The following is a 12430-nucleotide window of genomic DNA, read 5'->3' as shown; positions in this document are numbered from 1 at the left end:
GGCCGGACGGCCTTCGCTTGAGGGGGAGGATCCAGATGCTTCGCAAGACTGTGGGTCTGGCTTCGGCCGGGGTACTCGCACTGGCGCTCGGGGTCGCGGCAGTCGCGCCCGCCCAGGCCGGAGCGTCGACGACGACCGCGGCCTGTGCGCTGCGGCTCGGCTCGGTGACCGCGACCGGGGCACACACCAGCCGGATGATCAACGCGACGGCGCCGATCACCATCGGCGGGGTGCGCGGGACGGCCGGGGTGTTCCAGCCGAACCAGGTCCAGCACACCAGCACGTTCGTCGGCTGGCCGCACGGGAACGAGGAGACTCGCTCCGGGCTGACCGTCATGGGCGGCGCCCTGTACTCCAGTTCGTACGTCGTCGACGGCCAGGTCCAGATCGACCCGCATTACCCGCACAACAATCTCCTCGTCGGCGGCGGCTGGGGCAACTTCCGCTGGATCGAGGAGTCCGTACACCGTCAGTCGGGTCCCGCCGACTACGACCGGACCCTGCTCTACGGCCAGCAGACCGACGGCACCCTGCACCGCTGGATTGCCGAGGGCAACGGGTGGCGCAAGACCGGCGGCGTGGGTGGACTCAGCACCGTGAAGTTGATGGCGCTGATCAGCCGTACGCCGACGGCCGAGACGTTCCTCGCCAACACCCGGGCCGGCACGCTGATCACGGTCACCTGGCCGACCAGCTACCTGAGCGTGCCGAAGGCCGCAACGGTCCGCGGCACGACCTGGCAGGGCTTCGAGCAACTCATCGCGACCAAGTGCGGCACGAACGGGACGCTGCTGCTCGGCATCGATCGGGACACGCAATCGGGTTACTTGTACGCCGTTGGCCACACCAACGGCAGCAGCACCGTGATCAAGAGCCTGGGCAAGGTCCCGCTGACATTCTCCGACCCGCAGTACTTCCGCTGGGCGCCGACAGACGACACGCTCAACGGCTGACCCCGCAGCCGGTCCTGCCCAACTCGTGTGACCGCACTCGAGCTGGGCGGACCGGCCATTCGGCGTCAGTCGGAGAACGCGTTGCGCATCGACACCAGTTCGATGCCGCGCTCCTCGATCGCCTTGCGAACCTCGGGGTCGGTCACAATGGCCTGATCCGAGAGCCGGTACTCCTCGGCCCAGCGGTAGGTGTCGCTGCCGGGCGCGTGCAGCGCACCAAGTTCAGGCTCGGCGAGAGCGCAGTGGGTGACCAGCAGGTGCACGCCCGGCGTCAGGCCCGCGATGTGCTCGAGCACCCAGGTCTTCTTGACTGCCGCATCGCGGTCGCTCAGCGTCTCGATCGAGGCGAACCGTTGCGACTCCACCGGACCGTAGATGAACGGCTTGCCGGCCGCGGCCGAGACTTCGTCGTACGCGTCCGGCGCGGACTGGCCCATGTGGACGTCGAGGTAGTCGATAGTGAGCCCCTCCGCGGCGAACTTCGCCACCTGAGCGGACAACTCGCGGACGGCGTCGGCATGGGTGATCGAAGCCTTGGCCTCGGCCACCGTCCGGAGGAACGTGCCATCCGCACCAACGAGCGACGGTCCATCGGTCAGCGGCCGCCACCGCAGATAGTCCCACTCGCAGGTCAGGGTCTGATGGACGCCGAGCGGAATCCCGGACTCACGCGCCAGCGCCGCGGCCTCGGTGAACCACGGACACGCGGCCATCGTGGAGGCCTGCGTCAGGATCCCTTCCTGGAACGCCTGCAGGGTGCCGGCGTTGACGGCATGCACCATGCCGAAGTCGTCGCCTTGAACGATCAGTCGGATTTCACCAGCCACGTGCACTCCTGGGGATAGCGAACGAACCGGAACACGACCGTACCCCAAGCCGATGGCCGGCGATCAGCGGCGGGGGTTCCGACCAGGCCTGATCCACCTCACGCCCGGGTGAAGTTCGGTGGGCGCTTCTCGGCGAAGGCGGCCCTGCCCTCGGCCGCGTCCTGCGTCGCGAAGCAGACCGTCTGGATGTCGCGCTCGTACCGGACCGCCTGATCGAGCGGCAGGTTGTACGCCGCGGACAAGTTGGCCTTCGCCGTCTCGACGGCCATCGGAGCGCGGGCCGCGATGGTCGTCGCCAACTCGAGCGCACGAGGCAGTAGCGCGGCGGCCTCCACCACCTCGCTCACCAGACCCCAGTCACCTCGGCCGCCGCGAACGACGCGGTCGTCGAGGCGATCCAGATGTCGCAGATCAGCGCGGTCTCGAGACCGCCGCCGAGCGCGTAACCGTTGACGGCGGCAATCACCGGCTTGCGCAGGACCTTGAGCGAGTCGCAGTAGTCCTCGCGGTTCCGGAACGCCCACGGTGTCGCGTACTTGTCCAGCTCGCGGAGGTCCGAGCCGGCGCTGAAGGCCCGCTCGCCGGCGCCGGTCAGTACGACGACGCGGATGTCGTCGTCCTGGTTGCAATGCTGTGCCAGTTCGACCAGTGCGTCGGACATCGCACTGGTGACGGCGTTCAGCTTGGCCGGCCGGTTCAGGGTGATGACCGCGACGTGGCCGCGTTGTTCACCAGTACTTGCAGCGGGCCGAGCCGATCCTCGACCGCACCGATCACGGTGACGAGTGCAGTCGAGTCGCGCACATCGATCGGCAGTACGGCGGGTCGCCCGCCAGCTGCCTTGACCACGGCCTCGGACTCGGCCAGCCCTTCCCCAGGAAGATCGAGTAGGGCGACGGCATAACCGTCGCTCGCGAGGCGTAGCGCGGTGGCCCGCCCGAGCGAACCCCCGGCGCCCGTCACCACGGCGCTGCTATCACCGACCGCGTGTGTTGTCATGCTGCGTCCACTCCGTACCTACCGGTGGAGTTCAAACCTGGTCACCCCGCCGGATCGCGGGCTTGCCGATCAGCCGGCGGCCGGCCCGATCGGGTCGCACGTGCGGTCCGGCGTTGTCACCCCAGTCGGCGGCGCCGCCGAGCCGGGCGATCGCGTCCTCGTCGACGGTGTAGCCGAGCCCGGGCGACTCACCCAGCACAAGGTGGCCGTCGGCAACCTCCTGGTCCGCGGTGATCCCGATCGGGGCCGCCAGGTCCTGGATCTCGATCGCGAGATGGTTGGGTACGACGGCCGCCGCATGACCCAGCGGGTTCACGTTGTACCCGACCGGGCTGATCGGCAGGTCGAACGCGTGCGCCAGCGCCGCCACCCGGAGAAAGTGCGTGATGCCCCAGACGCTGCCGGTCTGCACGATGTCCACGGCGTTGGCTGCCACCAACGGCCGGAACTGCTCGAGTCCGGTGAGGTTCTCGCCGGTGGCGATGGCCGCCTTCACCGACTGCGTGACGAGGGCGAGTCCGTCGACGTCCCAGCGCCGTACCGGCTCCTCGACCCAGGCCAGGTCGACATGCTCCTCGATCCGCCGGATGTGCCGCACTGCTTCCTTGCGTGACCAGGCCTCGTTCGCATCGAGCATCAATGCTGGCGTTTGACCAGTGGTGTCGCGGTAGAGCTCCGCGACCAGGCCGAGCCGACGCAGGTCCGCGGCCACGTCGAGACCGCCCTTGACCTTCACCGCCTGCAGGCCGCGCTCGGCGAACCGCTTGTGCAGCCTCGCCAACTCTTCGTCCGCCAAGGGTCCGTCGAGACCGGAGGCGTACGCCGGTACGACGTGATCGCGCGCGCCGAGCAGTCGCCACAACGGCTGCTCGACGGCCTTCGCCTTCAGGTCCCACAACGCCATGTCCAGCGCACCGATCGCACCGAAGACCGCGCCGGCGTGACCACGCTTGAAGACCCACGCGAGCATGCGGTCGTACAACGCGGCCACGGCGCGCGGGTCCTGCCCGTCGAGTGCCGGGAATACCTTGTCGATGCCGTCGTACGATCCGAGCCCGATGCCCTCCAGGCCGACGTCGGTGGTGAGGATGACGACCGGCACCGACGTCCTGCCGGAGTCCACTGCCCCGTTGGCGTCACCGATGGGTCTGCCCCAGTCGTGCACCGTCGTGGCGGTGCGATATCCCGTGATGCGAATGCGCTACCCCTTGGTCGAGCCGGCGGTGATCTGGCGCTGTCCACCGGGTGGTCGGATCTGAGGCGATCGGCATGACGCCGTCCTGCTCCCGGTTCGTGGGTGCAGTCTCGGCGTCGATTGTTAGTTGTCTGTTGTCTGTTGTCAAGGGTTTGTTGACAGCTTGGTTTCGGGTGACAATCCAGTGGACGCCCGAGCAGCTCCCTGGAGGAAGCGTGGCCACTGAAGGCCGGCAGGCAACCGTGCGACTCGCCCCGGCCGCGGCCGCGCGACGTCCGGCCCGGTTGGCCGATCTGCTGGTGGACTCCATCGTGGACGGGATCGTCTCCGGCGACATTCCGCCGTACGCCGCTCTGCCGCCCGAGGCCGCGCTGGTCGAGCAGTTCGAGGTCAGCCGGATCACCGTCCGGGAGGCGCTCAAACTGCTCGAGGCCAAGGGCCTGGTCGAGGTCCGCCGGGGCATCGGCGCCGTGGTCCGCGACGACTCGCACTGGAACCTTTTGGACTCGGCCGTGCTGGCCGCGGCGGTCAGGCACGACTCGAACCTCACCATCCTCGACGAGCTCGTGAGCGTCCGCAGCGCGTTGGAGTCCGACCTCGCCGGCCAGGCCGCCCTGCTGGCGACCGACGAGGACCGCGCGCAACTCGAGGCGATCTACCACCGGCTCGAGGTCGACACCGCCCGGCCGGAGATCTTCATCGAGACGGATGTGGAGTTCCACGACCGGATCATGGCCGCCTCCGGCAACCGGCTGGCCCGCTCGATCGTCAGCTCCGTGCACAGTCAGGCGCGCACGAGCCTGCGCTACCAGGGTCACCCCAGCATCGAGGCCGTGACCGTCACCAACGGCGAGCACCGGATCATCCTGGACCGCATCCTCGACCGCGACGCGCCCGGCGCGGCGCAGGCGATGGCCGATCACATCCGGTCGGCCTGGCAGCGCCGGCGCCCGACCGCCCCACCCGCCTGAACCTGGCACTCCGGCCAACCGTCCGAAGGCACCGGCTACAACAACCGGGGCTTCGTCAGCACGCAGGTGACCGCGGTCTTTCCTTCAGGCTCGGTCTGCTGACAGTTCCGCAGCGATGCGATCGGCGATCGTCAGGCAGGCGGTGGCGGCCGGGGACGGGGCGTTGAGGACGTGCAGGGTCCGGCCGTCGCGAAGGAAGAGGAAGTCGTCGACGAGCTTGCCGTCGCGGGTGACGGCCTGTGCGCGCACGCCGGCGCCAGAGCGTCGTACGTCGGAGACTCGCAGCTCGGGCAGCATCCGCTGGGCCTCCCGTACGAGCGCCCGGCCGGTGAGTGAGCGCATCACTTCCTTGGCACCCGTCTTCCCGTACCGCCGCGCGAGACGCCAGGTACCCCGATACGTCATGGACTCCCAGAGGTCCCGACGGACGATCTTCGACCAGGAATAGCCCTCCCGGGCCAGGGCGGGTACGGCGTTCGGCCCGACGTGGACGATGCCGTCGATGCCCCGTGTGAGATGGACGCCGAGGAACGGCAGATCGGGGTCGGGCACCGGATAGACCAGACCCCTCACCAGCGAGGCGCGCTCCGGGACGATCTCGCTGAACTCGCCGCGGAACGGCAGGATGCGGACACCAGGCTCGAGGCCGGAGGCACGCGCGAGCCGGTCACTGTGCAGGCCGGCACAGACGGCGACGCGATCCGCTTCGATCACGTCGTCGGTCGTACGCACGCGGACGACCGAGCCCGCGTTCTCGATCGATGTCACCGTCACCCCGGTGCGGATCTCGCCTCCGGCCGCGCGGACGTCATCGGCCAGGGCGGCGGCGACGAGCTTGAAGTCCACCCGACCGGTGGAGTCGACCGCCAGGGCACCCTTCACGCGCAGGTGCGGTTCGCGCTCCGCGACCTCGTCGAGGGTGAGGCGTCGTACCGGGACGCCGTTCTGCTGGCCGTTGCCGAAGAGCCGGTCGAGCTGCGGCAACTCGGCGTCCGTGGTCGCGACGACGAGCTTCCCGGGGACCTCCAGCGGGATGCCCTTCTCGTCGCAGTACTCCTTCAGCGCCGCTCCCCCGGCCACCGCCAGCCGCGCCTTCAGGGATCCAGGCTTGTAATACAGCCCCGAGTGGACAACCCCCGAGTTGTGGCCGGTCTGGTGCGCCGCGACCGACCCCTCCTTCTCGAGGACGACGACCGGCGTCCCGGGATCGAGCCGCTGCAAAGCCCTCGCCACGGCCAGACCGACAATCCCGCCGCCGACCACGACCGAAGTCCTCACCACAGATCCCATCGAACCCTCCTGGACGCCCCTACTCTGTCAACAAGAGGCGGAATGCGGGCCATAAATACAGTTTCCGCCGGGTCAGGTCGGCGGTGCCGACGCGACCAACGCGAGGTCCTCGGCGTACGCGATCTCGAGGGCTTCGTCCCAGGGCTCGGTCTCTGCGGCGAGGGAATCGAGGACGGTTTGCGGTCGGGTTGCGCCCGAGATGACCGACAACACGGGTGACGAGGCCAGCAGGGCGCGGAGCTGGAGGCGTTGCAGCGAGACGCCACGGGCGTCGGCCAGGGCGGTCAGCCGGGGTGCCGCGGCCGCAGGTCGAAGGGGTGAGTAGGCAAAGAACGGCACCCCGTTGGCCTCGCACCACGCCAGCACCTCGAGCGACTCGCGTCCCATGGCGCTGTGGTGATTCTGTACGGCGTCGACGCGAGCGACCGTGGACGCTCTCTCGAGCTCGGCCACGCCGACGTTCGACAGGCCGATCCGGGCCAGCTTGCCCTCATCACGGAGCGACGCGAGAGCACCGACCCCCTCCTCCACAGGCTGCTCGGCCAGGTCGACTCTGTGGAGGTAGTAGAGATCGAGGCGCTCGCCTCCGAAGACCCGGAGGCTCGTCTCGACGTCGGACCGGATCCGGGGCGCGCTGATATCCGCGTCCCAGGTAGTCGCCCCGGTTCGCGAGTGACCACCTTTGGTCCCGACGATCGCGCTCGTACCCCGGGCGGCTTCCGCGGCCAGCTCCTCGCCGTACAGGGGTTTGTCGACGTGGGCGTACGCGCGGGCGGTGTCGAGAATCGCCGTACCCGCGGCGAGGCCGGCTCGGATCGTTGCCAGATCAGCGGAGCGATCGCGGGGTGCGAATGACAGGCCGGCCACCCCGAGGGCGACGCGACCGACAAGCTCCTTCACCCATGCCTCCTGACTCCGAGCAGGAGCCTAGTCCGCTGCCGGCGCCGTCGCGCTTGGAGATGGAGTGTCTGACGCCGGGGCGCTCGGCGTGGGGGTGTCGGTCGGAGGCGTGCTCGAGGGAGAGGTTCCCGTCGACGGAGTTCCCTGCTTGGGAGCGCTGGGAGTGGTGCTGGGCTGGCTGGACGCGCTCGGCGACGTCGTGGTGGTGCCGGCCGTAGGCGTGCTCGACGTCGCCGGCTGGGAGGCGCTTTGCGACGGAGTGGTCGGGTTCGCGCGGCTCGCCGTACCGGAGCGGGTGGGGCCGGTCGTGGATGCGGTGCTCGTCGCGGCAGGGTTCGACCCCGGCGTCGCGGAGGTAGTGCCCTGTTGGGGGCCGACCTCGGTGCTCGGGGGCAATCTCGTGTCGTTGCCGTTGAGCAAGACTCCCGCCACCACTGCCCCTGCCGTCGCGAGAAGGGCGATCCCTCCGACCAGCACGGTCTTCCTGCTCATCCGGTTCGGCGGCTCCACCGGCTCGAGTGGGCTGGTGGCGACGCTCGGAACCTCGGCAACGGGGACGACGACGGGACCGATGTCGGCTCCGAGTGCCTCGGCGCGCAAGGCGCCGGCCGCGATCTCGGCGGCGGACGGCCGGTCAGCGGCCTCCTTGGCGAGCATCTGGAGCAGAACGGTCTCGAACGGTCCACCGAGTTCGGGGCGGGTCAGACTCGGCGGCGCCGGAGGAGTGTCGACGTGCTGGTAAAGAATCGCTGTCGGGTGCTCGGCCGTGAACGGCGGCTCACCGGTGACCAGCTGGTACAGCACGCAACCCAGCGCGTACACGTCCGACGGCTTGCCGGCCTGCCCGCCCCTGGCTCGCTCGGGCGCGAGGTAGTGCGTGCTGCCGATGATCTGGCCGGTCGCCGTCAGCGTGCTCGACCCGTCACCGGGAACGTGAGCGATACCGAAGTCCGCGACCTTGACGGTCCCGTCCGCCGCCAGCAGCAGGTTGCCCGGCTTCACGTCCCGGTGGACGACATCCTCGCGATGCGCGGCGGCCAGGCCCGCGGCGGCCTGTTCGATGATGTCGATCGCACGCTCTTTCGGCAGCGGTCCGCGCTCGGCGAGCTCCGCGGCGACCGTCCGCCCTTCGACCAGCTCCATCACTAGGAAGAAGCCGTCGCCGTGGTGGCCGAAGTCGTACACGGACACGACGTGCGGGTCGCTCAGCCTCGCGGCGGCTCGCGCCTCACGCTGGAATCGCGCGGCGCCGCGCGCATCGTGACCGGACGGCAGCAGCAACTTGACCGCGACCACACGTCCCAGTTGTTCATCGGTGGCGCGGAAGACCTCGCCCATACCGCCCCGCCCGAGAGCAGGCCCCAGTCTGTAACGCTTCGCAACCAGCATTCGCCCCCCGTACCCAGCACCACCGCGAACCAACCTGTCCCACGCTACTTGAAGCTCCAGGGAGGATCGGTCTGTGGATGACGTCAGGTCGCGGGAATCTCGCCGCCGGCAGTCGAGGCCTCTCCGGGCTGGACCCGGCTGCGAGGATGGCCAGGTGGACATCCTGCGCAGGAACAACGTCGTCGTCACCGGCAATCAGGACGGGCCGCCGGTGGTGCTGGCTCACGGGTTCGGCTGTGACCAGAACATGTGGCGGCTGACTGTTCCTGCCTTGGCCGCGGATCACCGGGTGGTGCTCTTCGACTACGTCGGTTCCGGCCGGTCCGATCTGTCGGCCTTCAACGAGGAGCGCTACTCCACGCTCGATGGGTACGCCGAGGACGTGGTCGAGGTGTCTGCCGCGCTCGACCTGACCGAAGCGGTGTTCGTCGGCCATTCGGTCAGCGCGATGATCGGCGTACTGGCCGCGCAGAAGGATCCGAAACGTTTCGGCGCCTTGGTCATGGTCGCCCCCTCCCCCTGCTACGTCGATGACGGTGACTACCAGGGCGGCTTCAGCGTCCAGGACATCGACGAGCTGCTGAGCTCGCTGGAGTCGAACTACCTCGGCTGGTCCGCCGCGATGGCTCCGGTCATCATGGGTACGCCGGACCGTCCCGAGCTCAACGAGGAACTGACGAACAGCTTCTGCGCCACCGATCCCGCGATGGCCCGCGTCTTCGCGCGGACGACGTTCCTGTCCGACTCCCGTGCCGATCTGGCCACAGTCCGGGTGCCGACGTTGATCCTCGAGTCGGCCCAGGACGTCATCTCCCCGCGACAGGTCGGCGCGTACGTGCACGCCGCTGTCGAGGGCTCGACCCTCGTCACCTTGGACGCCACCGGTCACTGCCCGCACCTGTCGGCACCCGACGCCACCAACAAGGCCATCGTGGACTTCCTCGCGGACCTGAGGTGACCGACGAGGAGGCGTACGACGCCGCGCCCTGCGGCCTCCTGTCGACGTCGATGGACGGCACGATCGTCAAGGTCAACAGCACGTTGCTGGGCTGGCTGGGCCTGCCCCAGGATGCAGTGGTCGGACGGCTTCGGTTCCCCGACCTGCTGACCGTCGGCGGCAAGCTCTACCACGAGACCCACTTCGCTCCCCTGCTGCGGATGCAAGGTGAGGTCAGCGGCGTCGCCCTCGAGCTGAAACAGACCGGCGGTGCCCGGATGCCGATCCTGGTGTCGTCGGTCGTCAGGTACGACGACAACGACCAGCCGGTGCTGATCCGGACGACGATCTTCGACGCGCACATCCGGCGCGCCTACGAGGAAGAACTGTTGCGAGAACGCCAGGCGGCCGAGCAGGCACGACGCCAGGCGGAGGCGGATCGTGCCCGGCTGCAGGACGCCTTGGCCGTCCTCCAGCAATCGTTGCTCCCGGCCACTATGCCGACGGTGCCGGGACTGGCCACCGCGGCGTGCTACCACACGGCGTCACCCGACGAACTCGGCGGCGACTTCTACGACGTGTTCGCCATCGACGGTGAACGCTGGGGCTTCTTCCTCGGCGACGTGTGCGGCAAAGGGCCTGCCGCTGCCGCGGTGACCTCGGTGGCTCGCTACACGTTGCGAGCCGCGGCAATGCATGACCCGGCTGCGGCGCTCGGGACGCTGAACGCCGTACTGCATGAGCGGTATGCCGGCGGAGACCTGCGGTATTGCACGGCGGTCTTCGGGACGCTGCGGAGCAACCCCGTGACCGGCCAGGTCGCCGTACGGTTCGCGTCGGGAGGTCACCCGCCACCGCTGTTGGTGCGGGCTGACGGACGTTGCGAGTTCCTCCTCAGCCAAGACGGCACGTTGATCGGCATCCTGCCGTCCTCGAAGTTCCCGCAGACCGACGTCACGCTCGAGCCGGGCGACATGTTGCTGCTCTACACCGACGGACTGACCGAGGCGCGGGTCAACGGCGATTTCTACGGCCCGGAATCCCTGCGAACGCTCGCCATTCAGTACGCCGGAACGTCACCGAATGCACTCGTCGGAGCACTCTCCGACGTACTCTCCGGCTTCGGGCCACGGCTGGCCGACGACACTGCTCTGCTCGCTCTCGGAGCCCCGATTCGCCCGGGCGACGATCTGTGAACTGATTCCGTGCCGTGTCCGAACGGCATTCGGGGGCGAGGCATCATATGCGCATGGACGATTCAGCTCGGCTCTCCGGCGTACGGAGCCACAGCGCGAACCCGCCGTCCGAGTCGGCTGCGACGGACGACCGTGCGGCGCTCGGAGCGGATGCCTTCGCCCGCCTCGCGGTCGAACTCCACCACGCGGAGGGAATGACCGAGACCGTCGAGGCAGTCGTGCAGTTCGCCCTCCAGGCGGAGGCCTGTTCGTACGCCGGTGTCATGCTCACGCTGCGGGGCAGCTGGGAGATCGCCGCGGTCACCGACCCCCTGGTCAGCGAGCTCTATCAACTGCAGTGCGAAATCGGCGAGGGCCCGGTCCTGGCCGCGCTCACCGAAGGAGTCCCGGTCTATGTCGCCGAGGTCAAGACCGAGACGCGGTGGCCGGCGTGGACCGCACGGGTGGCGCAGTACCGGGTCGGATCGGCCCTGCATGTGCCGATGTGGGCCAGCGAGCAGCTCATCGGTGTGCTGTCCCTGTTCAACACCCAGCCGAATGCGTTCACCGCGGACGACGAAGCGATCGCCCATATCCTGGCTCGGCATGCCTCGGTGGCCGTTGCCTCGGCGCGGGACGACGAGACGATGGCCGCGGCGGTGGACGCGCGCAAGCTCGTCGGACAGGCGATGGGCATTCTGATGGAGCGCTTCGACCTGGACGAGACCCACGCGTTCGAGATCCTGAAACGCTACTCCCAGCAGCACAACACCAAACTGCGCGATGTCGCGCAGGAACTGATCGACACCCGGAAGCTCCGAGGCACGCACGGTGAGTGACGAGCACCTGTCCGTCGACGTTCTGGACCGCGGGGCGGACGTCGTGGTCAGGATCTCCGGCGAGCTGGACTTCGGCACCACGGCCGGCTTCCTGAAGGTCGTGCAGCCGCTGGCTGAGGCCGGGCGCTCCCTCATCCTGGATCTGGCGGAGCTGGCGTTCTGTGACTCGAGCGGTCTCGGAGTCTTCGTCAGGCTCCACAAACTGGCCGAGGACGCCGGCGGCAACCTGTGCCTGGCACGGCTGCGGCCGCAGCTCGAGTCGACGATCAAGCTGACGATGCTGCACCGTCTCCTGGTCATCCGCGACGACATTCCCGAACCGGCCTAGGTCATCCGTTTGCTGGAGTGCGTAGAAATCGCGGCGCGGGGCACTGGGGAGACAGCGCCCACATCTTCTCCGGGGAAAGAGGGTCGTGACCGACTTCTTCGCTGAAATCAACGGCCATCGAGTGGTGGAACTCTCCCGGATGGGGCGCTCCGGCGCGACCCCGGTCTGTCTCTTGTGCGGCGCACATTTCACCGACCGCCCCGAGATCGAGAACACGACGTGCCCCGCCGCCGGCCCGGCCCACGGTCACGACCTCGTCAGCGACCCGGCCGACGGTCACCTCTACTGCACCCGCTGCCCCTTCGTGGCCTACGACCTGAACGACGCCGCCACCGACCCGATCTGCCCCATGCCTCTCCAGCCATGGGGATCTGCCGGGCGTCCAGGACGGCCCTGAGCCAGAGCTGTCCCGTGCCGGGGCAATCCGTGTGAGCGCGGGTACCGGGACCCGACCGCATCGTTCCTGAGGAGTTCCATGCCCCCGAAGCCCAAAGCTTCCCGTGCGCCTCGCCGATCCAGCGCAGCGCCGGCCGCACCCGCACAGCAGCCCGAGGAGCACTCGGTTGAAGCGGCCGAGGGCCGGCTGCAGACCAGTTCGCTGCTCACCACCGCACAAGGCGTCCGACT

General features: G+C 68.8%; 13 protein-coding genes and 1 pseudogene. 7 read left to right on the top strand and 7 right to left on the bottom strand.

The window, feature by feature from the left end:
• Positions 1–35 precede the first annotated feature (35 nt).
• On the top strand, positions 36–953 hold the full coding sequence (locus ACXC9Q_RS02200; RefSeq protein ID WP_457054770.1) for a hypothetical protein: 918 nt from the start codon (positions 36–38) through the stop codon (positions 951–953).
• A 65-nt stretch (positions 954–1018) separates the two neighbouring features.
• Here ACXC9Q_RS02200 and ACXC9Q_RS02195 read toward each other — a convergent pair whose 3' ends face one another.
• The 4 genes and pseudogenes from ACXC9Q_RS02195 to ACXC9Q_RS02180 form a co-directional block, all read right to left on the bottom strand.
• Positions 1019–1780, bottom strand: coding sequence for a carbohydrate deacetylase (locus tag ACXC9Q_RS02195; protein WP_457054769.1), 762 nt, complete (start codon positions 1778–1780; stop codon positions 1019–1021).
• A gap of 98 nt (positions 1781–1878) precedes the next feature.
• Positions 1879–2462: pseudogene (locus ACXC9Q_RS02190) on the bottom strand (enoyl-CoA hydratase/isomerase family protein).
• Positions 2463–2476: 14 nt separating this feature from the next.
• On the bottom strand, positions 2477–2779 hold the full coding sequence (locus ACXC9Q_RS02185) for an SDR family NAD(P)-dependent oxidoreductase (RefSeq protein WP_457054768.1): 303 nt from the start codon (positions 2777–2779) through the stop codon (positions 2477–2479).
• 31 nt (positions 2780–2810) lie between these two features.
• Positions 2811–3944: a mandelate racemase/muconate lactonizing enzyme family protein gene (locus ACXC9Q_RS02180; protein ID WP_457054767.1), complete on the bottom strand. Its 1134-nt coding sequence runs from the start codon at positions 3942–3944 to the stop codon at positions 2811–2813.
• Positions 3945–4189: 245 nt separating this feature from the next.
• On the opposite strand from ACXC9Q_RS02180, the gene ACXC9Q_RS02175 reads away from it, so the two are divergent.
• A complete protein-coding gene (locus ACXC9Q_RS02175; RefSeq protein ID WP_457054766.1) occupies positions 4190–4945 on the top strand; it encodes a FadR/GntR family transcriptional regulator in 756 nt (251 codons plus the stop codon).
• A gap of 84 nt (positions 4946–5029) precedes the next feature.
• On the opposite strand, the gene lhgO is transcribed toward ACXC9Q_RS02175, so the two are convergent.
• From lhgO to ACXC9Q_RS02160, 3 genes are all read right to left on the bottom strand, one after another.
• On the bottom strand, positions 5030–6235 hold the full coding sequence (gene lhgO, locus ACXC9Q_RS02170; protein ID WP_457054765.1) for an L-2-hydroxyglutarate oxidase: 1206 nt from the start codon (positions 6233–6235) through the stop codon (positions 5030–5032).
• Between the two features lie 72 nt (positions 6236–6307).
• The gene (locus ACXC9Q_RS02165; protein ID WP_457054764.1) at positions 6308–7135 is read right to left on the bottom strand and encodes an aldo/keto reductase; all 828 of its coding nucleotides are present in this window, start codon (positions 7133–7135) and stop codon (positions 6308–6310) included.
• Positions 7136–7162: 27 nt separating this feature from the next.
• On the bottom strand, positions 7163–8524 hold the full coding sequence (locus ACXC9Q_RS02160) for a protein kinase domain-containing protein (RefSeq protein WP_457054763.1): 1362 nt from the start codon (positions 8522–8524) through the stop codon (positions 7163–7165).
• A 154-nt stretch (positions 8525–8678) separates the two neighbouring features.
• Between ACXC9Q_RS02160 and ACXC9Q_RS02155 the strand changes: the two genes are divergently transcribed.
• From ACXC9Q_RS02155 to ACXC9Q_RS02135, 5 genes are all read left to right on the top strand, one after another.
• Positions 8679–9482 carry an alpha/beta fold hydrolase gene (locus tag ACXC9Q_RS02155; protein ID WP_457054762.1) on the top strand — a complete coding sequence of 268 codons (804 nt, stop codon included), beginning with the start codon at positions 8679–8681 and terminating at the stop codon, positions 9480–9482.
• The gene (locus ACXC9Q_RS02150; RefSeq protein WP_457054761.1) at positions 9479–10657 is read left to right on the top strand and encodes a PP2C family protein-serine/threonine phosphatase; all 1179 of its coding nucleotides are present in this window, start codon (positions 9479–9481) and stop codon (positions 10655–10657) included. Before ACXC9Q_RS02155 ends, ACXC9Q_RS02150 begins: the two co-directional genes overlap by 4 nt.
• Before the next feature lie 53 nt (positions 10658–10710).
• A complete protein-coding gene (locus ACXC9Q_RS02145; RefSeq protein ID WP_457054760.1) occupies positions 10711–11475 on the top strand; it encodes a GAF and ANTAR domain-containing protein in 765 nt (254 codons plus the stop codon).
• A complete protein-coding gene (locus ACXC9Q_RS02140; RefSeq protein ID WP_457054759.1) occupies positions 11468–11803 on the top strand; it encodes an STAS domain-containing protein in 336 nt (111 codons plus the stop codon). Before ACXC9Q_RS02145 ends, ACXC9Q_RS02140 begins: the two co-directional genes overlap by 8 nt.
• Before the next feature lie 85 nt (positions 11804–11888).
• The gene (locus tag ACXC9Q_RS02135) at positions 11889–12200 is read left to right on the top strand and encodes a hypothetical protein (protein ID WP_457054758.1); all 312 of its coding nucleotides are present in this window, start codon (positions 11889–11891) and stop codon (positions 12198–12200) included.
• Positions 12201–12430: the final 230 nt, after the last annotated feature.

This window comes from Kribbella sp. CWNU-51 (assembly GCF_054073265.1).
This window is presented reverse-complemented; position numbering and strand designations above follow the sequence as displayed.

What these genes read in the sequence shown, in the direction of transcription:
- ACXC9Q_RS02200 (WP_457054770.1), top strand. Translation starts at nt 36, where the DNA reads ATGCTTCGCAAGACTGTGGGTCTGGCTTCGGCCGGGGTACTCGCACTG.
- ACXC9Q_RS02185 (WP_457054768.1), bottom strand. Translation starts at nt 2,779, where the DNA reads ATGACAACACACGCGGTCGGTGATAGCAGCGCCGTGGTGACGGGCGCC.
- lhgO (WP_457054765.1), bottom strand. Translation starts at nt 6,235, where the DNA reads ATGGGATCTGTGGTGAGGACTTCGGTCGTGGTCGGCGGCGGGATTGTC.
- ACXC9Q_RS02160 (WP_457054763.1), bottom strand. Translation starts at nt 8,524, where the DNA reads ATGCTGGTTGCGAAGCGTTACAGACTGGGGCCTGCTCTCGGGCGGGGC.
- ACXC9Q_RS02145 (WP_457054760.1), top strand. Translation starts at nt 10,711, where the DNA reads ATGGACGATTCAGCTCGGCTCTCCGGCGTACGGAGCCACAGCGCGAAC.